Here is a 25,895-nt window from a genome sequence, read left to right on the forward strand (position 1 = left end):
ACACAACACCCCTTCTATAGCAATAACCAATAGCGTTTTGCATATTCAAACAGCTCATAACTTTCTTTAAACCCAAGTAATTGCTTAAGGCGCTGTGTATAGTTATCAACACTGCGATGAGAGACTTGCATTTTCTCAGCTAAAACTTTCTTTTCAGTTACGCCATGACCTAAAAGCATAAAGCATTGCATTTCTTTATCACTTAAATTAAGTGCTGCCTGAATATTTTTATCTTGCGGCGGTTTAAGCCAATGCGGTGGCAAAGTCAGCAGAACAAGATCCTCTGGATGTAGCGCGAATTGGGCATAATACTTTATGGTTAAAGGCGCAATATCAGCTACTAGATCATGTAGCATGTGATATAGCTCTGCTACCTTTAGGTAAAGTGAAGTTATATTGTGTATACTATCAAAATATAGCACAAAGCGATGCGCATTACTTTCCAACCAAAAATAATAAGAAACCGCATAACAATCGCCATATTTAGAGTGCTCTGGTGTAAATAGACTCTGCCAAGCTTGTGCATGCACCGCAATTTCAGATAAATGACAAAGTCGTGGCAGTAATCCAATCAACTCATAGCTAAAATAAGGATCCTCATAACGGTAGTGGTTATTGCTATGAAAACGATAAGCATATTTATGCAGCTGTAAAGGTGCGCACCATGTGAAAGACTCATTAACCAATGCATAGTCAATACCACAGCAATTGAAAGTACTCATTACTTGTTTAAGCTTTTCTTCCAAAGCAAACTGACTAACCACTTCCAGACTATTTGTCATCGTGACGGTATCATCTTGAATCACTTTTCCTTTATGAGGTATCGACGGCATTCAACTAAAAATAGATAAACTAGAGATATAAGAATATTACGTTACATTCAATATAATTTCAACGCAAATGAGAAAATCATCGTGTACAAATGTCAATGACCAAAGAAGTTGCTTTGATTACGTTAAAACCACACTAACCTTGTGTGCAAGCAAATACATTCAATTTACACTTGAATTGATCATCACTATTAAATAACGACGCAGTATATTGGGACTGGTGCTCATCATTTGGTGATAACATACAAGATAACTCATCAATATACGCAAGGCATTTATCATTTAATTTAGTACGCTGACTTTTACATGGATTTAAACAAATATTCTCTTTTCGCCATTGACAGCTGAGCATCTCACGCACAACGGCAATTGTATTTTGCAAAACATGCTCAGTTAGGTCAAAGGATAACTGACAAGGAGTATGCCGATCTAGTGCACCAACAAAATCTTTTATCTGCTCAATCGTCATCGGTGCATCTTTAGGAATATCCATCATTGATGTTATCGCTTGATTATCACTGTCATTAAAAGTTTCAGCATGTATGGCATCAACGCGCTCTTGCTTTAGCTGCTCCTGAAATTCTCCTCGCTTATCCTCATAAGCGACTCTTAATTGTTGATAAAAAGTTTTGATCTCTTCAAGATTTTGATCTAACACTTCTTGCATTTCCTCACTAACAGCCTCTTGGTGACGATGCGCTAATGCAGCTGCCTTAAGATAACGATGCAACCGAGTCAATAGCTGATCTAATTGCTGCTTTAAATGCTTTATTTTATCATGCTCTTGATGCAACTGGTTTAAGAAGGCAAGCAATGGCTTCTTAAATTCAAATTCCTGCTGCTGATATAATAGCTCTTGATATATATTCTTAATTTTTGACTGTAATAATGACATAACACCCCCTCAATTAGGTATAGGTTCATAGCAATTTCAATTTATTGAAGTAGTTGCTGATACCTCTTGGTCTTTGCTCCCCATGTAGTAATCACAAAATGTTTTAAGTTTACTTTCGTTATCTTTATGGTTTATATTAAAAATATCGGTCAATTTCTGACGCGCTTGCTCTGAGAACACAAAATGACCTTGCTCATCTTTTTGCTCAATCATTGATTTGGCATTCACAAGGTAGCCCCTTTTAAATGCATCCTCTGCAATCTCTTTATATTTGTCATAATCTAAATACTCATCATCTTTGTTATTATCTTTCTTCTTGTAGATTGGCGCTAGACGCGTAAATGTAATTATTGGCGTTGAAATGCCTGCTTCTTCGGCTTTCTTGTCATTTGCATTGTTTTTGTTCAATGCATTTGAGGATGGTGACTCCAGTGAATCATTCTCTGTTGCTTGCGTCGGTTGCGCTAGAATGCCGAGCATTTGCTTTGCACGCTGATACTTTTCATTTGAATTGTCGATACCTTTTATCCCATCCATAACTTTTGACTTTAAACTTGCCTTAGTATTGGCACGCAATAAATCTACCGTTTCAAGCAAATGCTTTGAAAATTGCATTGGATCACCCTTTGACTCGATATGTGTTGATCCATCGCTGTTTTGCATAACTTGATACATTGTCTGCCCTGCAGCTAACTGATATGTTGTTTTATTTTCTTTGTTATCATGGGTAAATTTTTCAAGCTTATAGCCACCTGCCATATTTGGTGTGTTTTTGTCCTTTAGCCGTACATTTAGAATATCAACCAACGATTGGGCTTCTTTTTCTGTATCGATATGTTTTAAATTCAGCAGCTTAACGAGGTTATAGTCAATGCCTTTTTCAAACTCGATTGTATTTTCTTTCGCCTGCCAATTGATACCAAAGATACTCGCTAATTTTTCTGCTGTATACTCTTTGCGAATCAACTCAAATTCATTGTTTTCCCGTTTTTCAACTATCTCTTTACGCTTGCCTTCTTGCAATGCTTTAACATTGAGTGAATAGCCCTCATGACGTTGATAACGCCAATGATCTTTCGCATAAAATTTGGCATCGTCTATTGCATGAACTGTATAATTGCCGCTGTTGTTTTTTATCGCATAAAAAAAAGTATTTTCAAGCTGAAATGGCATAAAAAGCTCCTGTATTTAATATAGATTTATAACATATCGTTACCGCAAAATGGCTCACGGAGTTATATAATAAATGTGTTTGAAAGATCTCAAAACGCTAAACAGTTTCTACTTTTTAGGTGTGTTATTGACATTACCATTCAAATTATTATTAAACATACTACCGTTGTATTGACCTGCCTCAACCTGCTGTTGATAGGACTGAGTATACCAACTCTGCTTTGATGTACTGTTAATGCCATCTTGTTCAAGTTTGGCAGCATTTTTGAAAGTCTCTGTTAGTGCTTTGTGTGCCGCTTCGTCTGACACAATATTCACTCTGTATCTATCTTTATTATCACTCATGTTTCCCCCTAGAGTGCGTTCATTTGCTATATTGCAATTATAGGCACATAATACCAAAGAGGCTACATAGTTACTGCATATTCATCAATTTGATGACATTTACGCTCTCAAAAAATGTTTTCACTAAAATTATTATTTTTAACTGTTACCCATGGACAATTATTGTTTACACATAAGAAAAGTAAATTGTTACTATCCTTCGTTATACGATAATCTATTCCGTAATCACATGTAATATATGAGTCTTCATCAATAGATCTTTTACCTGGCGGTATCGTCACTGTGCACTTAGAGCTTGTATTAGTGAAACTCACCGTAACAACTCGATTATAGTTATACACTGCATTACAGGTCAACACTATATTTTTTCCTTTTCTTGACTCACAACTAGATAGTTTTACATCTCCAAGACCTATTGAAACTATTTTTCCTGCATTTAATCCATCTTGAGCAGATACATATATTGTGTTTAAATCACTAGAATTCCCACGTTGAAAGTAAACTGATCTGTGGTCTCTATCGATGCATTGAACTGTATATTCCGATATTGCTCCTGCATTTTTTGAAATATATTGACAATTTTTCCCACCGATCATAACCTGATAGTAAAGACCATTAAGTCTATCCTTTGCAAGAATCATGTCATCTATTTTGTATTCTTCGTCAAAATTATCGTATTTCATTTCTACTGTTAGAGTTCCCATGGCAACATAATATAGCTCTTGCTGAAAACCATCCCCACCATAATTTGTGTTGTTTAGTTTTATATGCTGATCCTTCAGAAATTGAGTTGCTATTCCAAGAGTGTCTTCTTCTTTACTTTTTTGATTGAAATCAACATTGCCAAAATTATGAATATCTATGACCGCATCATCCGATTCAAATTTTGATTCAACGACAGGGTCAATATTTTTTCCATCACTATCTTGCTTAGGGCTAAAACTTGATATTTTAAAACTTATACGCTTAATTGTACCTTTTTCTTTGTCATTCTTTATTAATTTATCTGGTCTAAAATTAAAATGAGCACTTCTTCCCGAATCATCATAAGCATAAACTCTAGAAGCATTTGCAAATAATATCAAAGCTGCTGTGATCGCTAATAAATTTTTTATTTTTTTCTTCATTTTTGTATTTCCATAACGCATGTTAAATATAAATATCGGCACGATTTACTTGGGTGATAAGCGTACCTATTGCCGTGACAAATAAAAAAGCACTTGAACTTAACTCATCTTATAATACTTCCTCATGCCCAGTATGTTACGTTCACCTTAGCCACCACCTTCATTCTCTGGATTTGGATTTGGATCTGATTTTTTTTCTTTATTCCTTTTATAATTACCATAATTGCCATAAGCAGTATCAACAGCATGGGTCACCCCACCTGCACTTTGACCGATATTTTGGACACCTTGTGCATGCTCTGTATGAGCTTGATTTGCTTTTTCAACAGTTTGTGTGCCTGATTGCGCCATACCTTGAGCGCTTTGGATGCTCGATGATTTCATCTCTTGCATATCTTGCTCACCAGCACGCTCATTGTGTGTACCACCCACCCAATGCAGAATCTTATCTGGTAGGATATAAATCAACGAAAAGCACTTATAAAAGGCTAAACTAATAAATCCAGCATACATAAACACCAACAGAATATTTAATGATCCAGTGACATAACTATCACTTGATGTGCCATACACACTGGCAATTTGCGTTGCCACAGCATGAAAACCTTTTGCCGAAATAGCAATGACAAGATAAGTCAAAATAATCCCCGTAATTAATCCACATATCATCAACACCGGCCTTAATACGAGATTCAACATGATTTGAATACCAGGTTCTGCCTTACCATACACCTCATGCCCTTCTGGATAAACCAGCCCAAGCGCGACAACGGGTGCTGCGACCAATGCCTCAATAATCAGCAGTAACCACGCAATCTTTCCCGCCCAGAATAAGATAAAAGGCGCCATCGGGATGATGAGTGCAAATAAAACCGCATTAGTAAATAATGTAACCAAAACAAAAAACACTAATGGCAACCATATAAGATCCATCGACAGGCTGAACATATTCTGAACCATTAACATTTGGCTTGTCATATCTCCAATTGAAGATAATACGCCAGGCAATCCCGGCACCCAGTAGCTAGCGTAAGCAGCTACTAACGCAGCGCCTTTAGACGTAGCTTGAGTAATTATAACATTCTCAATCATATCATCCGTTTTTTGCTTCACTCTCGTGACAATACTCTGCAAAGTATTAATTACCATTGCGATTAGGGACTGCCCAACACCTTGAATTTGCCTCAGTGCTGAAAACGGATTGGTAGTAGCAACATCTCCATTAACAGTTTCGCCAATATTATAGATTTGGTTAAACACGCCAGCACTATTTGCATTAAGGCTCATTTTTTCAAAAATCTCATCAAGAAATGATTCCGCTGGCGTTGCTAAGTCTGAAACCAAGGCACCTTCATGAAAAAAGCTGACATGATTTAGCTGAAAAACACGAATAAGCTTTAATAGCTTCTCAATATCATCTAATTGTGTTTTGCCGATATTGGTTTGATCATTTTGTAACGCTGCGTTAATAACAAAAAAATACTTGCCAATATCAAGCGAAATAGAGGCTGGAATAAGCTTATTGACCAAACTCTGACAATTTGCAGTGGCTGTCATATTTCCTGGACTGTCTGAAAACAGCATCCCTTGCAGCAGACTGCATGCATCATCCCCCTTCTTTGGCTTATAAATATAATTTTTCTGTAGAATAGATACCATCTTCTGTTTGATTTCGGACATGTCTACATTTGCAAACTTATCACTTTTATCATCAGCAGATACTGGCTTTAGAGGTACTTTTAATGCTTTATATTTATCACCATTGTTATTACTATCAGGCGATACCGTATAACTTATCAAGTTATCATCTATATCTTTTATCAAATCATCTATAGCAAAATTATCTTCAAGGTATTTCAACGTAATTTGTGTCCGATGCAACTGAACTTTATCTTGCTGCCCCTGATAAAACAATTGATCAAACAATGCGAAATCATTATGAAACTGAGTAAGAACTTTGGTAAACCCTTTATCTAAACGAAAATACTCTTGATCGGCATTCCACCAATCAACTTTATCTTTTCCTTTGTCAGAACCAGATTCTGACTTTATGTTATTTTGGAAGCCCTGCATCGTTAAAGAGGCTAAACCCTCTATTGTACTGCATTTAAACAAGCCTTTATCATCTGTACAGTTTATAACATTATTTAAATTCAAACTTGTATCTGCATAGTGCTGACATTGTGTCTTTAAGTCCCACTGCTCCTGAATGCACTTTTCGTATTTCCCATTGCTATCATTTTCACCACCCTTGCTTTGCTTAAAGGTATCACAAGCCGATGTATCAATAATCGCACTACAATAACCCCCGAACAAACCTTTAACCCGAGAGTTATCTACTTTATCTTGATTAAGTTTAAAGCGATATTGATCAATTAAGCTATCAACGTAGTATTGCGAGTAATACATAATGGACTGAGTCTTATCATCTTTTGTGGATATTTCAGAGAATTGCTGCATACCTTGCTTGAGTTTGTTTAAATTTCCAATCTTCAGTGATTGATTCTCATCCCAGAGAAATGATGCACCCTCTACCCTATTTATGTCAATATTTTTCTCAATCTGTGAGGCACCCTGTACAAATGACATGTGATCAGGCTTGCGGCTCATTTCTACTTGGTATTCACCCGTCTGCGTTCGATGTGCGGAGTTATTTAACATATTCATCGACATCTCTGCCAAAAGATATAGTGCAATATCACTTTTAATGCCATCTGAAATTTCAAAACTGGCAATGGGTGGGACCTTGTTTTGATCCAACTTTGTGTAAGTTTCCTTCCACACATCATTGGCAAACTGGATACTCACGGACACCATCAAGAAGATCAGGTATTGCGCCATACAAAACCCTGACTTTAAAGGAATAGCAAAGGTGGAGCCCAGAATAACGCGCAAAGGAATCCAATATGAACTCCAATTTTTACCTAGAAAAGTCCCATCTTTCGCCGTATTGATCGTACCAATCACTAGTATAAAGGCATAAATGGCTATGACTGCCATCAAAATACCGACGTTAAAGTAGTAAATCAAAGTTCGAAAAGCAGCATCTGAGGCTTGCCCAGAAAATACAGCTGACGCGGATGTGTTATTCGGATCAAAAGCAAAGAGCTGATTTAAAACCTGCCACGCACTCCAATTTTCTGACAGCATCATTTCACTCCTTTAAATAAATCAACAAACCATTCATGAAAGGTACAACCGAGTTTTTTTCGATACAGTTGATAGCGCCAGAAATGATATTTAAACGCATTGGCAAGCATGAGCATCATTAATGATAAAGCAATACATCCAACCAATATATAACCTTTGATAAACAAATAAAGCGCATAAAAATAGATAATAACCGCAACTAATAAACATAGACGCAGCAGAAAGGTGAATTTTTTTATAATATAACTTATGCTGGTCTCATCAATACCAGATTTTGCCAAATCTGCATAAGCCATGTCATGTTCAGATTTTTTTAGCTTTAAAATGCTTTTAAATACATTGCCAATAAAATGATGTTGCTTATGAAAAGCATCGATTAAAAACATGCGCTTCGTTCGACGAAATCTGACTTTTGTTTTCTTCTCTTTTGTTTTCTTCTCTTTTGTTTTTTTCATATCAAAAATACTCAAGGTTTGCTTGTGATAAATAGGTAGATATTAGCTAAAAATAATTATTTACTATTTAGCTGAATAATCTGCGCGATCCCAAAATATTGACCTTTTGCCAAATCCTGCATCCTACTATTTTCCTGTATGGTTAGTTTTAAGATAATGTGATTGTTTGACACCTCAGCTCCTTGAGAGAAGGTAACTAATACCGGCACTTGAACTTGCCAACTGCTCACGCCAGCAATATGCCCTACGGCGGTGATGATTGGTACTCCATCTAAAGCCGCTTTTGCGACCATTTTGTGCTCCACCACCTGATCAACTGTCTCCTTAAATGCTTCATTAAAGGCATACCATCCTTGTTGAGTAAACAGTGGTTTTAGTGTTAGAATTTGTTCTTTATAATTTAAAAAATCAAACTTATACAACTTAGCAGTATTTAAACTGACCCAATTAACCAACATGTCATCAGTAACCACTACTTTTTTAGGTAGATCAAGTGATTTAACTATCCCTTGATCGTTAACTGCCAAAAAGTAATATTCATTATCCTTATGGCTATACCATAAGCAAGTGAATAAAATTACATTCAATAGAATACTAATAAATAAGACTTTAATGATTAGCCTAAAATTACTTTTATAAAATTCTGCCCTTTTAGCAATCACTTTAAGCACATTAGTTTGCATAATTTTCATCCAGCACTTTATTTAATACATTTTCTACCTTTAATAAACGAGCCTCACTACAAACTCTGACCAAAATCAGATTTTTCTCAAATGACATGCAACGCTTATACAACAACTCATAATCTAGATTATTGCTGAGTCTTTGATAAATCATCTGAAATAAATCCCCATTTTTCTTGTTAATATTCTGCATCATGAACATCATTAGTGCCGTAGGCAGCTTGTCACACAAATGAATGATGGCATCAGCATACTCTTCACTAGGTTCTTTTTGTTGACGAGCCTCAAGATAAACTTCGTATAGCCGATCATAAATCTCATTGGACAACTCAGATTCAGACTCCTTGTTTTCTTTAATATCATAAACCGTTAACATATCCACCAACTCAGGCTTACCAAATCCATGCCAATAATTGATAATTTCTGCTTTAAAATGATGCATCTCACTTCTATTATCCATGTTTGACACTCCTGTAATATTGCTCAATAAAATTTTCTATTAATTCATTAGCGATCTCTTTGACTGATCTATCCACCTGTAAATTCGATTGAGTTTCAAGATAAGCTTTGGCGCTCCCAGTTGAAAAGCTCTGAGCTAACAGCAATAAACTTGGCATCACACCTATATGCTCAGAGAGCTTTTCTTTCAAATAACAATCCTCGGCTGTTGTTGTAAATAACCACAACTCATAAGCACTTAAACATAAATTGAGTAACTGGGTATTGATACCATTGACCGTGTGAAACTGACCAATAAAATTCATCCCTTCACTTGTTGGCCCATGTACCGCATATTTTAATGCGGAAGCCTCTGTTTGATTTAAACCAAAATGTGAGCGAGTGGTTTCTAATGTGCTTTGATTTCCTCCACTTAAGATAAAAATTGAAGTGGCAAACTCAAGCATCGTATGGCTAAAATCACTCAATGATTGTGAAGCTAATGCAATTTGTACATTATGTTTTCTACCCTCACGCATATCGGTTAGCACTTGCCTTAAAATTGGCGCACAGCCTCGCGTACGGTGAAATTCATCAAAAACAATACGTTTGGGGATATTATATAGTTCTTGCAATTTTTCTTTGTGATACCCCTGATAGCTTACTGATAACTGCTCTAAATCTTGGACTTTCACAAAAAAGTAGCCCGCCGTTAAATGACGCACTAACATATAAGCAATAACTGAAATACGTGCATCATTCGCAGAAACCGCCGACATGACTGATGCCAAATCAAACGCCACCACCCTTGCATCAACATCTATCCGTGTCACAAGGTTCAAAGACGGCAGGTTTTTTATTACCGTGGTAATATTGCGACAAAAATATTGAATATAATCTTCACTACTTGCTAGATTTAATCCTTTATATAGATCGATAACACTTGTTTGATTCACTGCATTAATTAAGTCTGATAACAAAGGCATAGCATAACGTTGCGTCTTTTGTGCCAAACGAATCTCATTTTTTTGAAAGAGTACATCAGTAATTTGCCACCATGATCTGCCTTGAGTATCAACATGTAATTCCTGCAACTTGCTATCAATCTCTTGATTAACTCCTAGCTGATATCGCTTGGGTTGTTGATCGTCACTTGTTAATTTATAAACCTCATCAATAACTAAGCTTAGCATAGCTTCCATGCCATCTGGCAAGCTTTCTTGTATATTTTCTAACAATAGTACTGTCAAAAAATTCACTAAAAATGCTTTATGTGCATGTCCTGGATAGCGTGCGCCAAGATGAGTATCAAAGGGATTAATCGCATCCGTATGACTAAAAGTAAATTGATAGTGCTCCGCCACCGAGCTGCCTCCGACAGCTTTTAATAAATCAATCACACCTTTTGAAGAAGATCCAATATCCAGAATTGAAATATATGGCAATGCCTCCAAACCATTACATAAGCACGCAGAAAGGTTAAGTGAATTCAATAATACTGACTTACCCGAACCCGATCGCGCATAAATTAACTCAATCCAACTCACTTGCTTAGACGAACCACTTTGATATGGCCACAATTTGCCATCAGGTGTACGAAATAAAGTTGCACCATAGTCCCATGAAAGAGCAGGTCTAAAAAATGGCATCAGCTTTACTGCATCGTTTAATGGCGCACCCACAGCACAAGGAAAACCCCGACGATTTAAAGCCAAGAAACTTGATTGAACCACGTCAAATGGATCGCCGAAATTTTCCGTTGTTTGCGCGCCCCCCCAATTCTGAATTGCTTTATGTAAAGCCGCCTTGCGTTTCTGAAAAGTCATTAAGTCAGACTTATCTGCCCATGTAATTAAATTCACGGAAAGCCTGATAACCGGCATATCGGTATTACTTTGAATATGCTTTAGTAAATCATGCGCATGGCAAATTAGTTTATTTTCATGCGAACTAAACGTTAAGAATTGAGCTAAAAGCGACTTGATTTGGCTTATTTTGATTCCATTTGGCGCCAATGAGAAAGAGATTTGCCAAGGTAGCTGATACTCTTTCAATGTTTGGAATAATGCATAAAATGCCTGAATATGCTTGGGAAATAAACTAATCGTAATCGGCGCATAGCGGTAATTGCCAACAATACACTCTGACATATTGACATTGTTACTTTCCTCTGCAAAGAGCTGATAACTTAAGCTTGGCCACAACCAACTGGTCCAATCACTACCTTCACAACCTAGCTGTAGTTTGTCGCCAGGCAGATGTGCCTGCCAACCCTTATCTGTTGTATCAGGTGAAATCTGCTGCTTAACTGCTTTTAGTAAAGGGTCAACTTCCATCAGTTTGACACTTAATCCCATTGCAAAAAAAGACTCCATCAAAACAGTCACCAATGCAGTATGCTGTAACCTCACTTCATTAATGACATGTAAGAAATGCTGTGCCTTTGATGAGATTTTTATATTGTGGCTCTTAAGCTGCTCCAGTTTATTTCGATATGCTTGTTTTTGTGCAGGCGCTGTCAATAGATCAGATGAACTCCAAATACACAAGTAGCACTTCTCAAAGACACAAGCTTGTCCCAACGTTTGTCTTTTGGCATCAAAATAATCTTCAAGTTTTAAATTTAATCGTTTGGCACTTTTTTGTGATGGCAATAATAACTCATCTATTTCCTGCGCCGTACTTTGTGCATCGTAGCGAAAAAAGCATTTGATTTTTACACCTTGCTTTTTAAGTAACGGCGTTAAAGTAGCAGTGATTTCATCACATAAATGATGATACTCATCATTACCTACCATGTGTTTGACACCATTAATTTCAAGCACCGAGACCAAACTACCATCTTTGGTAATCAGAGTGTGCTCATCATCAGCACTTTCAAGCTCACAATAGTTATAGATACTTTTGTTGCTGATACTATTTAACCAGGAAAACATTCCCTCGACAGTGTTATACAAGAAGTTCATTATTTATCTCTAACTTATTCAAATACAAAGCCAGATGCTGTGTAGACTTTATAAGTCTGGCCGTCAATTTTTAACACTTTGCCGTACCCTTCCAGCTGTGCCCCCTCTTTAACAGTGAATGATCGACCTTTCTTATCTTCTAACCACGCAATACCATCAATAATTGCGGTTAAATGAAGCTTCTCATTCATATTAATTTCTTTGGCATTCATGTATTGCAGTTGTCGCTGCAGCTCACTCACAAGAGAAATTAACGTTTTGCTTTGATCGCTTTGTTGCATATCGTCAATAACAGACGCCATTTTCTGCATGTCTTTTAGTAACTGCTCTTGCTGTGACTCAAGCTTTTTTATGTGCTGTGCGATTTCAATGCTTGTCTTTTCAGAGCGCTTACCGATACTGCTTTGCAACTCATTAAGTGTGTTTAATTGTGCTTTTAGTTCCTGTAATTGCTTTACATTAACCTGAGCATTTTCCGTGTGAATTTTTCTTGATTCTGTTTTAACAAACGATGGCATGTTAGTAGCTTGTGTTTTAACTTGAGCTTTTACAGAACTAGAAGATCTGTCATCACTGCCAAATAGTGTCCCTAGTACATAATAGGCACCAAATACAAACACCAGTCCTGCCACAGCATAGACAAGATAAATTTTTTCAAATTTAAATGAGTTTAACTTTCCCTTTAACCCTGATGCCACCTCGTTATCTACAGAGATATTCCCATCTGATTGCTTAGACTCTTCTGCCACGCTGTCAGCTTGCTTTTTCCTATCGTCATCTTCAAAAAAATCATAATTGCTCATGTACTTTTATCCTTTGCTTTACTCATTACTTTTTTATATGTACAAACCAAACTTTTTAAAACGGTTATCTTGTTGTGATTAACTTTTTAGTGGATTAACATCTTGCATAATTAATACACCGATCGCACTACCTTGATCTAAGGTAACAGTCGGTGGTTTATCAAATTGTTTTGACATCGAGCTGCTTAATGCTGTACCAATCTGCCCAAGCCCCGAATAAGCTGCATTTTTAGCGCTCATAGCAACTTCGCTACCTTGGCAAACTTCTCGACCAGTAATCCGATCTGTATAACACCAGCGATTATTATTCTGCTGTGCATTACTAAAATAAGTCCCAAAACCTTGCAAAAAGGATGCCGCAAATAAACTGCCATAGCGCAATACATAATGATGATCAACGTCACTTGCCAAAGCAGTTTGCGCGGTATGTTGATCAATAGCATACGCATTGATTGAAATACTTTTTGCATGATTTTCAATTGATAAAGTGTTGAATCTGACCACTAATCGATCTTCTTCTCTAACAAAACTCCCCAGAAGCTTGGCATGTTTATATGGCCCCACAACGATATGCGCTAATACTGGCGTATTTGGCTGATCACTATTAACACTGGTATCAATGACAGCAATCAAGATATCACCTGCTTTAAACATGGTCATTAGATCATTGCTAGCGGCAGACATGCCACCAGAAAAGTCACCATTGCTAAGCTCGCTTTGCTCTTCTTTCATTGATGGTGATTTATTCCAAGTTTTTAAAATAACCTCAAAATTCTTTTGTGCCACTTTAGGATCAATTTGAAACTGATTTTCTTGATTATTGGCACTCTTAATCTCCTGTTGAGCATCTGTTTTTTTCTGCTGATGCTTATAATCATAAAATGCAACTGGATCCATCTGCTTTTCTTGACTGCTGTTATTGATATCGTTATCTGTTTTTTCCTTAGTTGTCGATGAAAAAACATCTTCAATATAACTATCACTACTTTGTTCAGCTTGCTGGATGTGTTGCTGTCTTTCTTTAGCAATAAGTTCTTGGCGTTTATTATCTACTATTGGATTTTTTTGATTTACTTCAATTTTGTTATCACTTACTTCTGAACGCAAATATGTCTGGCTATTTTTAGAGCACATGGACAACATACCAATTGAAATCACAATAATAATTAGAAAAATAATCAAGACACGTAATCGCGGATGATTTTTTAAAAATTTCAACATTGCCTACTCATCCTTTAAATTAACTTTATGTAACCCTGAATCATTGGATATCATCACCACAGGAGTTGGATTAATCTCATAAACATGAGTAGCACCCATCGTTTTATCCTCAATATGATTGGTATAACCTGGAGAAATCAGTGTGCCCGATGTCAAAATAAGATATCGATCGTTATAGCTCCAAAACTTACCCACTCCTTGTTCACCAGTGTTAGATAATTTTTTGGCACCATTTGGTACAACACCTGATAGTAAAGACAATAGATACGATGCTTGCTGAACACCCCCAAGCTGCGCATCATCTTCTGGCTTAGTGACACGAACATACAGCTCGTAATCCCACTCCTTTTGCGTTGATTGCAACATTAAAGTGATTGGTGTTGCCCGTCCCTGTAACATCACTGCCATATTTGTATTAGCATAGGGTTTCTTCGATTGAAGCATAATAATGCCACCTTTTTTATCCCAATTAACGGTAAAATTTTCTGCATCTCCAATCACATAACTTGTTACTGGCCAAACAACTCCCTTTGAGTCAGTGAAAATCAATGAACTCACCACACCAATGCCTAATCTCACATTCGGAGGTGCTGTCGAAAATCCTGGTTTGGTATTGGCAATAACAATGCGCGAAACACCATTAACATTACTCATGGCCGGCATAACAGCTGCAGCCTTTTGTCTTGAGCTAATCTCAGTTTTTGACTGCTCAATATCAGTTGATGTTAATGGAAACATGCTGTTGACAATATTGTTGACCATCATCTGATCGTTGGCAGATACCATATTCATCCACAATAAACTACTTAAGGCTATTACACATCGTAAAGCAGTTTTTAGAGATAGATACTTACTACACAATAGACTTTTAATGGGCTGCTTTGCCGCTAGATACCACAAAATGATTTGCTCACGGCACAAATACATGACTGATTTCACAATAATATTTAAACTAAGTACACCTTCCATAGCAACGTATACTAGATGTCAATTGATGAATATTCTTCCGTTTGGAAACAATCTCATCAGTTTGATGAGATTGATGATTATAAGTGCGTGACTTTGTAACTAAAGACTGTAAGATGATTTGCGAGTGGTATATTACAAATCATGTATATCTATTGGTGTTCCACGATATATAATCCGGTTTTTCCCATCTTTAGCACACGACACCTTGGAAGGCTTTAAGTGAATATCATTGCAAGCATCTATATTTTGAGAGGCTTCTTGATAACACTTCATATAGCTATTAGATATTGCCTCTGGATAAATACGTGTGCCTAAGCTGCACTCTTTGTTAAGCTGTTTAGCAATTTCAATCTTTTCACCAAAGTTATTACCAACTAAACCCAAATCACCGCCATCAGTTTTAAAAGCTTTGTAGGCATCTGTCTCACTTAATAATTTTTCAATCTTAATCCCTTTATTGATCGAGCTAAAGGAAGGTTCATAGCATAAATAACCATTATCACAAACGAAAGAAAAGCTCGTATGTGGCCCATAAATTGAACCATATTTATAGTAATTTCTGAGATAAATTCCAATCTGACCTGTTACTGAAGTCAATGACTGCAGAGCAACTTTGGTATTATTTCTAGCATTTATAGCATCTTTAATTGTCGCTTGCGAGAGCTTCATGCCATTGGCATGTTCTTGTGAGAACCTTTCTTTAAATTCTTGTTCGTATATTCCTGTGATCATTTGGTTATATACGTCTCTCACCACCTTATTTTCTGGGTTTAATAGAAGGTTAACTTGATTTTCTACTGCTATATATTTAAATCTCTCAAAACTTACCAAAGATTTAAAATAAGTTGGCTGCCTTTCATAAACATTGAGTGATAGCGCTAAACATTGCTCATCTCGCGCTTGTGCCGATGATAATGAGCAATCATCTTTAACCATATCCATAACCATTTCTTGAGCCAATCTATTGCCATTTAAAGCATCTACAATTAGCTCACTTATATCAGACATATTAGAATTTTCTCCCAATATGTCTGACATATCTGTTTTTGTTAAAGCTGGCTGATAATCTGTTGAATTTGTTACGTTCCTCAGGTGTGCACTATATGCACTATTACATAACACGACACACATAACGCTAGTATTAATCAGTGCTATTAATTTCTTCATTTTAATTTTCTCCCATAATTTCATAATTTTAAGACAAACCTTGTGAGTTATGCCAATCAACAACACCTCACAGGTCTTATCCTACACTGATTATTCTCAATAAAGCCTTTAACTTCGATATAACGGACAAGCAGTCCTAGTGGTTTTTATACACGCCGACTATCCGGTTTTGCCTCAAAGCGCATACTGATATCTTTGTAGACCAGACTTTGTCTAACGGGAATTTGATAACCTTGGTTTTTTGATTTTCTTTGGTGCTTGCCCTTTGTCATTTTCTTCGCTTTTTGCTCGAGAGAGATATTTGTGGAAGCAACGAGATCTCCAACAGCACTACCCGTTTCAGCAGCTATAATCGGTACAGTCAGACCTAACTTGATATGACTATTATTTGGTGCGTCTTCATCTAAAACCACATTGACAACTTCTTTTTTATTCGTAGAATCTAGCCCAATTTCAATCCCCCTTGCGAACGCACTTTCAATAAAAGTATTCGTCAACGGTGCTACAGCACCTTGATGCGATTCTAAGATTAAACGCCTTTCATGCTCAGATAATTTTCTACTCAAATGATTTTCAATGCTTTGCAAAACGACTTCACTAAGCACATCATCACTATGCGCATCGTTAATATAGGGGGAGTTATTGGTTTGATAAGCCAATAATATAAGCGATGTAAGACCGTTAAAGCCAATGGTTCTTTGTATATCGTTAAGGAAACTAATACCGACCTCATCTTGTGGCTGATCACGATTATAATTTTCAACAAGTTGATACAACTGAGTAAAGTAATTACGCAACCAAATAGATACTCTATTACGCTGTTGTACACTCTGCGGATTTAGTTCAAATAAACTATCTTGCGCACCATTTACAAGCCCCAGATCATGTACAACACGCGAGAAGCCTCTATTTATTAATCTATGCATAAGATAGGTCACATAGAATCCACAATCATTACCTGCCTGTATTCCTCTAGAGTACACCAATGGTGTCACACGTTCGTGAGTTTGCTGTTGCAGTTGCTCAATAACGCCCCTAGCTAAGGATGAGTTTTGAGTATTTATACCTGCCGAGTCAAATACCAAGACTTGATAATCACCATTCTCAGTCCTATGGATTGCAATCAAATAAAAATGACCATCTCTTAATATTGGAAACAATCGCGTCTGATCGGCTTCCAGCCCATGGGCAACATTAACGATATTGTTGATTGCCCCAGCCACAGATACACTACCAGCAGAGTCATTCATATCAGCATGGCTAATCCTAATAATATTATTTCCAATAACAATATCATCACCAATTTCATTAGCAGCATCACCAAGTTCACGCAGAAAATCATTAATTTCACTATTATTAACATCATTATCTATAGGGCCTGGTATATTGACTGTGCTTTGCCCTGCTAGATTTGCTCTTTCAATTGCTTGACTATACATCAGCGTGAGCACGTTTGACATATGAACAGGAGACATCGCTGAACCTAAGTCATATTCCCTACCAACACCTTCTAGTAGCTGATTATTGAATAAAACCGTCAATGACTGGTTGTTAATACGGATATCCCATGAGCGTTCAATGTCGTTGATTAAAGTTCTTACATCTGCCCTTTCTGTTAAGGAACACTCGACAGTATCTGCACTACGCTGACATTTTTTTAGTTTATTTACAGCAGCTAGGGTATTAGCGTCTTGCTCTGATTGCTCTGTTTGGCTATTATCCTGCAATCTACCCCAGACAACTGCTGCAGGAATAGCCGCTGACGCCGCAACTGCTCCTCCTGTTATTGATACATTACTCGCATTAAGAATATCTGCTTTGTAAGGTGACGTATTACGATCTAGTTCACCAAAAGAAGGCTTTCCATCATCAAACCCTTTATTATCAAAACCACTATCAGTTTGCCCACTATCTTGCATTGATGAATTTTGCAGGGCATTAGAAGTGAATAAATGATCTGAAGACCTTGACTCTGAATGATCATAAAAAGCTTTGCCCGCTTTAGTGTTTTTTAATATTTCACAATCTGATTTATACTGAGCACTTTGTATATCAGCACAGTATGCCATTAATTTGGAAAACTGATTTTTTCCAAAGTGTTTATCAACCCATCTCAAAGCAGCAGGGGAATTAAGCCAACTAATGGCTGCGTTGTTAAAAACCCAAGTGTTTTTTGCATTTTCTTGCAGCCAATGAAGCCATTGAGCCTGTTTCAACCATTCATCACCAGCATGGGTCTCTATCCAATACTGACCTGCATTAGATAAGATAAATTTACCAAACTCTGAATGCTGATACCAATTGTATTGATCTCCTTTATCCATTTTACTAACACGGCTATATAGCAAATTCTGTAAATATTGATTGTTTTTAATCTTATTTAAACCCTCCAAGGTATTTAATGCACTATCATCCAAGTGCAACTGTCGTATCTCATCTCCCACTGCTTTACTCTCTAAGGCAATTGCGTTACCCAGAGGCATTACGCCTAATGCAAACAATACTATACATATTTTTTTCATAATAGCTCCCATAATGAAATTAGTAATAAAGACAGCGCTAAAGAATTCCACGCCATCCATTTATAGACAATTCCCCTATAATAAACACCCCATCCTTAAGAACTTTTTAGCGCATACTGTCTGATAATGTCGCCACTGAAAAATAAAAGAAACCGATGTAGCCCATTGATAAACCTAAAATCACAAACCCTAGCATTTTCATCTTTGCCACAATCGCATTGATTTCAGTTTCCAGAACACGGTCACTCAACGCAAGTAACCCCTCCTCAATCGCCCCCGCATCGGTATAAATATCCAACAGCAGTGATGTATTGTTATTAAAAAGATTCACACTCGCTAGCGCGCGACCAGCTGAAAGCCCGTCTTGCGACATCATTTCTCTTATCCTGACAATATATGGTTTGAGATAATATGAACAATTTGTTTCAATCAACATAAATGCCATATTAAAACTTTTGCCAGAACTCAGCAGTGATGCTAATGAAATCAGAATGCTTGTCGCTTGAATCCTCTTATACTCAGTAAACCCCCATATTTTATCGAATAAGCGATAGCGCATGCGAAAAGTCCAGCGCTTAATTATTATTGGCACTGTAATAATCAACACAATAGCGATCGAAACAATATACCATGCATGACTGGTGATAGCGTTATTCAATGCAATAAAATCTGCAATATTGCCAGATAAATTATCAGCAGGTAGTGATTCCAATAGCATTGGAATGACCTTAAGCGAACAACCAATAATGACCGCAATTAAAATCAATGTTGCAATGACTGGCATAATCATTCCAATTGCAATTTTCTTAGTTAATAATGCAAACTTTCTTGTCAATGTACTGGCATAATCAAGCGCATTAATAGGGTCATCAAAATTCGCCTTAATCATCATATGCTCATTTCTTGGAACATAAGATTTAATCGCCTCATCAAACGCCATTCCCTCATACTCAATTCGTCTAATCCAATCATTTAAAATCATTGACAATATGCTGTTATTAAACGATCGATAGTATGTATACTTCTCTTTAAGAGCCACCAGTGTGCCGTAAATACTCAAGCTACTATTGCTCATCACCAGAATAATATTTTGATATAACGAGGCTCGCACACGATTAGAAAAAAATAAACGCAAAACAAAAATCAAGAAGATATTGTAATTTCTAATATTTCTAACATTCATTTGACTTTTATCTTGCCCAAATTTCAACTTGAAGCGATCAAAGATTGACTTCATGGCAAAGCCTTTCATTGCCCTACCTCCATTTCATCCAGACGTCCCATTTTATACTCATACATCGTCGGACACAGTAAACCTGATAACACCTTTGCAAAAGCATGAGCAGCCATATTTTGCCCACCGATGTGATACCATATTTCTTTTGCCTCACTCATTCGACCTAAACGCATTTTTTCCAATAACGCTTCTGTGGGTATAAGCACCTCAGCAACAACCTCACGACCAATAACGGCTTTATGATCACAGTGGTCACACCCTTCACGATTGGCAAAGCGTACATTTTGAAGCACTTTATCATCATTGCCATATTGATGAATAATGTGCTCTAGTCGATACAGCACCTTACAATCTGGATAAATCGATCGATATTTTTCATAACCCCAAGAGCACTCAGGACAAACGATTGGCACAAGTGTTTGATGAACAATCATTGATAAGAATTTAGGTGACAATAACACCTCCTTGTCAATGCCAATACCCATTAAACGCTCAACACACAAAAAAGCATTCTGGGCATGCAGGGTTGTCAAGACCTTATGTCCAGATTGCACGGCTTGTTGCAATAATACGGCAGATGATCTATCACGTATTTCTCCCGCCATAATAACATCTGGATCTAGGCGCATGGCTGCTTTAAACGTATGGTTAAATTTCTCCAATGTCATTTGACTGGTATCATCCGCTGTTTCATGCACGGGGATTTGACAAGCACCATCAATAATATATTCAGGCGGCGACTCAATCGTTAGTATTTTCTTCTGACGACGACTGCGGTCTACCATTAGCTTCAGAACCACAGATAATGATGTACTTTTGCCTGAACCAGTTTCACCTGAGAAAATAATCACGCCTTCTGGTGAAACCAGTGCCTTATCCATCAGCTCAACCTGCTCAGGTGCATAGCCTAACGAGTGTATTGTCTGGTTCTGTTTTTTCCCCATAGATAACACTCGCATCACCACATTATAACCGTATGGGTATAGTGGCGTACTTTGAAAACGCAAGCGATAAACGACTCCATCAATATGCTGATCAATGACAGCCTGTTGTGCTTTGTTGTATAGATCTAACTGTTTATCAACTGTACCGTAATGTCCTTTGGTATTATAAATTGCTCGCAAGATCTTAAGCATCACCTCGGCATCATACGCTTTATGCAGATAGACCAGCCCATTAATACGATGCTTTAACTCAACTCGTGTCGCCGTTGCTTCAATATGGATATCAGATGCTTTGTGATCTACTGCTTCTTTTACGATGGTATAAAATTCACTTAAAATACCTGTGTCAATTTCATCTCTCAAAGACAACGTAATAAGTTCATCTAGTAATGAGGCAACAACAGGCTGAACCGTAATGGTCAGATCATCTTTGAGATAGTTTTTCCCTTGCTTTTTAATATGTTCATATCGCGCCTTGGGAACCTCATTAGAAATAAATACAACGCCAATTTCTTGCTGTCCGTTTTTAAGCGCCTTTGCAAAAACATGTTGCTCTTTTTTAGCTGATGCTTGAATCACATCTTGAATCACAAAATCTAGTTCATGCACCGAAGTAGCAGGACGATCATTACTATTTTCTAATGACTGATAAATATCACCATAAATATCATCGATCGTTTGATAGCTCTTACTCATAACCATACACACCCAAAAATTTAATCAATATTAACGCTAAAGGTTTGAGTATTATTTGCAAGATCGACAAAAGTCACGCTGTCAGGGTGAATAGACTCCACCTTGTAACGCTTACCAACTAACTGACCAACACTAAGCGCATACTTTTTTGCCTGAAACCATATAACAGCTTCCCATATATCACCAATTTGTGAGATCTCACTGACACTTAACTCACCATGACCATATCTAACTGAAGTAGTGTTCAACACTCCTTTAGATTTACTGGCAGCAGCTAGTTGACGCTGCAATTTATGATTTGCTATCTTTTGTTGCATCACCTGATTTTCGAGCGCCTGCTGCTGAATTTGCGCATGTAAGTGATCCTGTGCTTGAATGCTCTGATAATAGTGATTGCTAGAATCAATAGCATAGGTTTGTTCCGAGTTTTTTGTTTGCCCATAAATCGTGACGGCGCTCAATGCAAATAAAAGAGTTGAAAATCGCAAAAAGCGCAGATAAGTAGCAGATGATTGTTTATGCTTCATAGATTTCTCCTTTAACAATCCAAGAAACTGGTTTGCCTTGATTGTTCTGTATTTCAATACTGACTATAACAAATGTACTTAATTCCTTTGCCATTGCTGTTAATGTTATAAGCTCACGCATGCTATGCCCTATAACAGTTATCCCATGTTTAGCAATGCCATAAGATGACTGAGGAGGGACTAATTTGAAATCTATCCCTCTTAGTTTCAACTCCTCTACAAATCGATTAAAACGATAGCCACTTGCAGCCACTGTCTCTTTTAAACCTAATATCAATTGATTAGTGGAAGAATGATCATCAGATACAAACTTCAAGCCCACATTAGTCATGTTATCAACCGACTCAGTCACTGAAGTTGCTTGTAATGATTGAATATGATTAAATGCTGCCTTTGTTAGAGCAGCTTTATGCTTTTTATTGTTTAACACATAAACCGCACTTACATCATTCAATGCCCCCGGCTGATAACTAACTTTTTGGATATGCCACTGCAATACCGACGTAGGCAAATTGCCAACGGCATTGACAAACTTAATAATCAAAGGGTAAGCATTCTTATGCTGAATGTCTGATTCAACTTTCTGAATATAGGCTTTTTCCTGCTGTAGTTTCATCTCATTGGCATCTTTATTGTTAGAACTTTTTGATGATGTATTATTTGAAAAATACATATATCCTCCTACAGCTAATACTAGCGATAACACCCCGTAACTAACGAGTTTACGTCTTGATGTAGAAACATTTTCCTTACGAGAAACAGGCTTACTGTCTACCTTTTTGACATGTTTAGGCAATGCCTTAATCACAAACTGGCGCGAGTCTTCGTCTTTGATATTTATCAATAATTGCGTCAGTGCGTTTCTTTTGATTAGTGTCCTATCAATGGCAAAATCTAAGACAATCTTATCAATCAACGGATTATCAACCGCTGTATCACACTGTAAAATTCGCCCAAAAGTATCAACTGAAAAAACTTTGGCTAAATAACGCATACATTGATGTAAAGAAGCCTCATCAACAATCATATCGCCAGATAATTCAATCTCCCCATTTAATGACTCTATATTGTCATTTTGAAAACTTGCTTCTTGATTGACCGGTAATTTGACCGTTGGTAAAATCACACCGTTTTTTACGACACACAACCAATACTTATCTATTGAATTACCCGCTTTATCAAACAAGCGAAAGATATAAATAGCATCTTTTGCCAATAGTTCACTAAGCACGGCAGCAAGTGAGACAGCACCAATCACCTCACTTTGTGTTACATTTGACGGCATAGCTGCAGCAATATTGCGCTTTACATCCATTACAAAGCTTTGACAGTCAATATGATAAAGTGCATCAAATAATTTATGTTCACTATCCGCAATAAACCAAGTTAAGCCAATGGCATAACGTTTATTGTCTATAGCAATAATCATGTGTTTCTCCATAGTTGTTAACGTATCAGATACGGTGTGACAACAATCACCGTGACCGTTGAGTTATTTGACGCCGCCTGCGAACCACCTAACATCCAAGTGCTTTGCGGACCAACACTGTCGGTTTGCGCAATATCTTTCTTGTCTTCAAAGCCGGCTAAAATAACCGTTTGACCTGATTTTAATGGCACTGACTGCATAAAGCTTTTGTTACGAATAGATGGCAGTTTAATGGTTTGTGGCTCTTTACTACCATGAACAGGCACTTTTGACTCATCCATACGCACCAGATTGGTCAGATTAACACTTAAGTCAACCAAAATTTCATTGCCTTTAACGACAATTGGGAGCACTTTAATCTCATAACCTTCATTGTATTCACTCGGCGTCGCTGACTGCTCCACGATTGGTGTATCACCACCCCCTTTCACTACCACATCAACCTTTTTAATATAGGCAGTGGTTGTTGATACTTGAATCGGCACCGGACGACCACTGACAGTATACATTGTCGTACCGGTAACATGTGTGGTTTTACCCATGGTTTGCAATGCTTGGATAATTAATTTTGAAGTACTCCACGGTCCTGATGAAATCGCACTGGTTAGCGTGCCATAGCTGCCCGTTAAAGCTGTTGCTGTCTTCAAATCGATTGCCCCCTTAGTTCCTTGATATAGTGCATTCCAATCAAAACCGTAATTGGAGGTATTTTTCTGATCAACATCATAGACATCCAGTCTAATGACGACTTTCTTTCTTGCCGTGCGATTAATCTCCTCAAGATATTGGGCGACTTGACGCATCAATAGTGGCGTGGTCTTGACTGTAATCAGATTAAGCGTTGAGTTCTCATCAACACTGCCTGATTGACCAATAATCGATTTAATGGTTTTAATCACCGCAGCCCAAGGATTATCGTACTCTGCTTCATTTTCAGTCTTAAGTGAAGCCGATTGATTAACACCCGTACTCGAGTTACTGCCAACTTTAGTCGTCGTTTTAATCTTATCTGTTAAAATATCTACATGAAATGTCTTGGTTTCCGTTCTGAAGAATTCAAGCGTGTTTCTGTTTTGATCATACTTCCAGAAAACACCCAGCTTAAATGCAACATAGTCCAAGAATCCAGCAATATCACCTACATAGTCACAATGTAGCATCACATCTTGAATATCTGCGACTTCATAAGCGACTTTTTCTTTCTTTGCCACATCAGCTTCAGGCATGGCAGCATGCTCACGCTCAAGAATATAGGCAATCGCACCTTCTGAAACAATCACTTTAGCTTGCGTGATTTTATGTATCTTGGAGATCAAAGTTTCCAATGCAACACCCGTTGCGGCAGTAGTATATTGAAAGGAACGTTGGAATATTTGAGGCAAAGCATTTTCTGCTTCAATATCAATAAGATCACCTTGCACATAAGGCGTATCACTCACCGTCACAAATTGCTCTGATGCCGGTTTTTTAAGGCTTGACATCATGTTATTTGCTTTTGCAATATGATCATCTGTGTTTTTATCAATCGTTTTATAAACGGCAGTGCTGCATGCTGTTAAGGACAACAGCAAACTGCTTAATAAGACATTCAATATTTTGTTATTATTTTTCATAAGACAACCTTCAGTCATTTTGCATAACAACCATATTTGAAGAATATGATTTGGCTTTAATTACCAGCACGTTATTGGCTTTTAATTGCGCCTGTAATGGATGATCAGCCTCCTCAAACGCCTTTAACAGATTGTTTAATGCGCCATCGGCTGCAAAAAGCTTACCTTCAAATACAGCAGATGCAACAAGCTTATAATCGACAGATGCCTCCCATATCAGTTTAACCCCTTGATAAGAAAGCCAACGTTCAATCGTCTGTTTTAAGGTTTGTCCCTTTAGGGCATAGAAGACTTCTCGTGGGTGCTTTGCCAATAAATCGGCTTCTTTTTGTGTTTGCGCAATGGCAACCGTGTTATCCTCAAGATTAACACCAATTGCATAGCGCGTATCCTCTTGACCAAAAATCATATGCATCTCTTCAGACGACAAATCATCTAAAATATTATCGGCAATCATTAATGTAAAACCGTTATACTCATCATCCGAAACAATCTTGCCTACGCCTCGGGATTGCTTAATATCAATGTCAGCACAATGTTCAGATAAGGCACAGTTAAGACTCACCACTTTAAAAGAACTCTCTGAAACCGACTCCTGTGCTAGCGCACGTTGATAAAACAGCGCAATCACCAGTAAAACAGTTACAAAACATACTAAACATGGCAGCTTTTGCCAGATTCTGTTATCGCTCACTTTCCTTTACC

Annotated in this window: 21 protein-coding genes; all 21 read right to left on the reverse strand. The window is 37.3% G+C overall.

Going from position 1 to position 25,895, the window contains the following annotated elements:
• Positions 1–14 precede the first annotated feature (14 nt).
• On the reverse strand, positions 15–806 hold the full coding sequence (locus tag ACTS4L_RS00475; protein WP_440616515.1) for a hypothetical protein: 792 nt from the start codon (positions 804–806) through the stop codon (positions 15–17).
• 160 nt (positions 807–966) lie between these two features.
• Positions 967–1,725 (reverse strand): hypothetical protein, encoded by a 759-nt coding sequence (locus ACTS4L_RS00480; protein ID WP_440616514.1) that lies wholly within the window; start codon positions 1,723–1,725, stop codon positions 967–969.
• A gap of 36 nt (positions 1,726–1,761) precedes the next feature.
• Positions 1,762–2,898 (reverse strand): hypothetical protein, encoded by a 1,137-nt coding sequence (locus tag ACTS4L_RS00485; protein ID WP_440616513.1) that lies wholly within the window; start codon positions 2,896–2,898, stop codon positions 1,762–1,764.
• Positions 2,899–3,006: 108 nt separating this feature from the next.
• Positions 3,007–3,243 (reverse strand): hypothetical protein, encoded by a 237-nt coding sequence (locus ACTS4L_RS00490; protein ID WP_440616511.1) that lies wholly within the window; start codon positions 3,241–3,243, stop codon positions 3,007–3,009.
• 107 nt (positions 3,244–3,350) lie between these two features.
• Positions 3,351–4,370 carry a hypothetical protein gene (locus ACTS4L_RS00495; RefSeq protein WP_440616510.1) on the reverse strand — a complete coding sequence of 340 codons (1,020 nt, stop codon included), beginning with the start codon at positions 4,368–4,370 and terminating at the stop codon, positions 3,351–3,353.
• 147 nt (positions 4,371–4,517) lie between these two features.
• Positions 4,518–7,523: a DotA/TraY family protein gene (locus tag ACTS4L_RS00500; RefSeq protein WP_440616509.1), complete on the reverse strand. Its 3,006-nt coding sequence runs from the start codon at positions 7,521–7,523 to the stop codon at positions 4,518–4,520.
• Positions 7,520–7,975: a hypothetical protein gene (locus ACTS4L_RS00505; protein WP_440616508.1), complete on the reverse strand. Its 456-nt coding sequence runs from the start codon at positions 7,973–7,975 to the stop codon at positions 7,520–7,522. The genes ACTS4L_RS00500 and ACTS4L_RS00505 overlap by 4 nt, the downstream gene beginning before the upstream one ends.
• 56 nt (positions 7,976–8,031) lie before the next feature.
• Positions 8,032–8,658, reverse strand: a complete 627-nt coding sequence (locus ACTS4L_RS00510) for a DotI/IcmL family type IV secretion protein (RefSeq protein WP_440616506.1) — start codon at positions 8,656–8,658, stop codon at positions 8,032–8,034.
• A complete protein-coding gene (locus tag ACTS4L_RS00515; protein WP_440616505.1) occupies positions 8,648–9,118 on the reverse strand; it encodes a type IVB secretion system protein IcmW in 471 nt (156 codons plus the stop codon). The genes ACTS4L_RS00510 and ACTS4L_RS00515 overlap by 11 nt, the downstream gene beginning before the upstream one ends.
• On the reverse strand, positions 9,111–12,032 hold the full coding sequence (locus tag ACTS4L_RS00520; RefSeq protein ID WP_440616504.1) for a hypothetical protein: 2,922 nt from the start codon (positions 12,030–12,032) through the stop codon (positions 9,111–9,113). The genes ACTS4L_RS00515 and ACTS4L_RS00520 overlap by 8 nt, the downstream gene beginning before the upstream one ends.
• Positions 12,033–12,076: 44 nt before the next feature.
• Complete coding sequence (locus tag ACTS4L_RS00525) at positions 12,077–12,865, reverse strand: hypothetical protein (protein WP_440616503.1); 789 nt, start codon at positions 12,863–12,865, stop codon at positions 12,077–12,079.
• 78 nt (positions 12,866–12,943) lie between these two features.
• Positions 12,944–14,086, reverse strand: coding sequence for a TrbI/VirB10 family protein (locus ACTS4L_RS00530; protein ID WP_440616502.1), 1,143 nt, complete (start codon positions 14,084–14,086; stop codon positions 12,944–12,946).
• A gap of 3 nt (positions 14,087–14,089) precedes the next feature.
• Positions 14,090–14,878, reverse strand: a complete 789-nt coding sequence (locus ACTS4L_RS00535) for a DotH/IcmK family type IV secretion protein (RefSeq protein ID WP_440616501.1) — start codon at positions 14,876–14,878, stop codon at positions 14,090–14,092.
• 309 nt (positions 14,879–15,187) lie between these two features.
• A complete protein-coding gene (locus ACTS4L_RS00540; RefSeq protein ID WP_440616500.1) occupies positions 15,188–16,222 on the reverse strand; it encodes a hypothetical protein in 1,035 nt (344 codons plus the stop codon).
• Between the two features lie 146 nt (positions 16,223–16,368).
• Positions 16,369–18,744, reverse strand: coding sequence for a hypothetical protein (locus tag ACTS4L_RS00545; protein WP_440616499.1), 2,376 nt, complete (start codon positions 18,742–18,744; stop codon positions 16,369–16,371).
• A 106-nt stretch (positions 18,745–18,850) separates the two neighbouring features.
• Positions 18,851–19,996 (reverse strand): hypothetical protein, encoded by a 1,146-nt coding sequence (locus tag ACTS4L_RS00550; RefSeq protein ID WP_440651589.1) that lies wholly within the window; start codon positions 19,994–19,996, stop codon positions 18,851–18,853.
• A complete protein-coding gene (locus tag ACTS4L_RS00555) occupies positions 19,993–21,621 on the reverse strand; it encodes a GspE/PulE family protein (RefSeq protein ID WP_440616497.1) in 1,629 nt (542 codons plus the stop codon). The genes ACTS4L_RS00550 and ACTS4L_RS00555 overlap by 4 nt, the downstream gene beginning before the upstream one ends.
• Before the next feature lie 20 nt (positions 21,622–21,641).
• Positions 21,642–22,148 (reverse strand): hypothetical protein, encoded by a 507-nt coding sequence (locus tag ACTS4L_RS00560; protein ID WP_440616496.1) that lies wholly within the window; start codon positions 22,146–22,148, stop codon positions 21,642–21,644.
• A complete protein-coding gene (locus tag ACTS4L_RS00565) occupies positions 22,138–23,577 on the reverse strand; it encodes a hypothetical protein (RefSeq protein ID WP_440616495.1) in 1,440 nt (479 codons plus the stop codon). Before ACTS4L_RS00565 ends, ACTS4L_RS00560 begins: the two co-directional genes overlap by 11 nt.
• Before the next feature lie 17 nt (positions 23,578–23,594).
• Positions 23,595–25,190, reverse strand: coding sequence for a hypothetical protein (locus tag ACTS4L_RS00570; protein ID WP_440616494.1), 1,596 nt, complete (start codon positions 25,188–25,190; stop codon positions 23,595–23,597).
• A gap of 10 nt (positions 25,191–25,200) precedes the next feature.
• The gene (locus tag ACTS4L_RS00575; protein WP_440616493.1) at positions 25,201–25,884 is read right to left on the reverse strand and encodes a TcpQ domain-containing protein; all 684 of its coding nucleotides are present in this window, start codon (positions 25,882–25,884) and stop codon (positions 25,201–25,203) included.
• Between the last annotated feature and the right edge of the window lie 11 nt (positions 25,885–25,895).

The sequence above is a fragment of the Cysteiniphilum sp. 19S12-1 genome (genome assembly GCF_052030685.1).
GTDB lineage: Bacteria > Pseudomonadota > Gammaproteobacteria > Francisellales > Francisellaceae > Caedibacter.

What these genes read in the sequence shown, in the direction of transcription:
- ACTS4L_RS00480 (WP_440616514.1), bottom strand. Translation starts at nt 1,725, where the DNA reads ATGTCATTATTACAGTCAAAAATTAAGAATATATATCAAGAGCTATTA.
- ACTS4L_RS00485 (WP_440616513.1), bottom strand. Translation starts at nt 2,898, where the DNA reads ATGCCATTTCAGCTTGAAAATACTTTTTTTTATGCGATAAAAAACAAC.
- ACTS4L_RS00490 (WP_440616511.1), bottom strand. Translation starts at nt 3,243, where the DNA reads ATGAGTGATAATAAAGATAGATACAGAGTGAATATTGTGTCAGACGAA.
- ACTS4L_RS00495 (WP_440616510.1), bottom strand. Translation starts at nt 4,370, where the DNA reads ATGAAGAAAAAAATAAAAAATTTATTAGCGATCACAGCAGCTTTGATA.
- ACTS4L_RS00500 (WP_440616509.1), bottom strand. Translation starts at nt 7,523, where the DNA reads ATGATGCTGTCAGAAAATTGGAGTGCGTGGCAGGTTTTAAATCAGCTC.
- ACTS4L_RS00505 (WP_440616508.1), bottom strand. Translation starts at nt 7,975, where the DNA reads ATGAAAAAAACAAAAGAGAAGAAAACAAAAGAGAAGAAAACAAAAGTC.
- ACTS4L_RS00510 (WP_440616506.1), bottom strand. Translation starts at nt 8,658, where the DNA reads ATGCAAACTAATGTGCTTAAAGTGATTGCTAAAAGGGCAGAATTTTAT.
- ACTS4L_RS00515 (WP_440616505.1), bottom strand. Translation starts at nt 9,118, where the DNA reads ATGGATAATAGAAGTGAGATGCATCATTTTAAAGCAGAAATTATCAAT.
- ACTS4L_RS00520 (WP_440616504.1), bottom strand. Translation starts at nt 12,032, where the DNA reads ATGTTTTCCTGGTTAAATAGTATCAGCAACAAAAGTATCTATAACTAT.
- ACTS4L_RS00525 (WP_440616503.1), bottom strand. Translation starts at nt 12,865, where the DNA reads ATGAGCAATTATGATTTTTTTGAAGATGACGATAGGAAAAAGCAAGCT.
- ACTS4L_RS00530 (WP_440616502.1), bottom strand. Translation starts at nt 14,086, where the DNA reads ATGTTGAAATTTTTAAAAAATCATCCGCGATTACGTGTCTTGATTATT.
- ACTS4L_RS00535 (WP_440616501.1), bottom strand. Translation starts at nt 14,878, where the DNA reads ATGAATATGGTATCTGCCAACGATCAGATGATGGTCAACAATATTGTC.
- ACTS4L_RS00540 (WP_440616500.1), bottom strand. Translation starts at nt 16,222, where the DNA reads ATGAAGAAATTAATAGCACTGATTAATACTAGCGTTATGTGTGTCGTG.
- ACTS4L_RS00545 (WP_440616499.1), bottom strand. Translation starts at nt 18,744, where the DNA reads ATGAAAAAAATATGTATAGTATTGTTTGCATTAGGCGTAATGCCTCTG.
- ACTS4L_RS00550 (WP_440651589.1), bottom strand. Translation starts at nt 19,996, where the DNA reads ATGAAAGGCTTTGCCATGAAGTCAATCTTTGATCGCTTCAAGTTGAAA.
- ACTS4L_RS00555 (WP_440616497.1), bottom strand. Translation starts at nt 21,621, where the DNA reads ATGAGTAAGAGCTATCAAACGATCGATGATATTTATGGTGATATTTAT.
- ACTS4L_RS00560 (WP_440616496.1), bottom strand. Translation starts at nt 22,148, where the DNA reads ATGAAGCATAAACAATCATCTGCTACTTATCTGCGCTTTTTGCGATTT.
- ACTS4L_RS00565 (WP_440616495.1), bottom strand. Translation starts at nt 23,577, where the DNA reads ATGATTATTGCTATAGACAATAAACGTTATGCCATTGGCTTAACTTGG.
- ACTS4L_RS00570 (WP_440616494.1), bottom strand. Translation starts at nt 25,190, where the DNA reads ATGAAAAATAATAACAAAATATTGAATGTCTTATTAAGCAGTTTGCTG.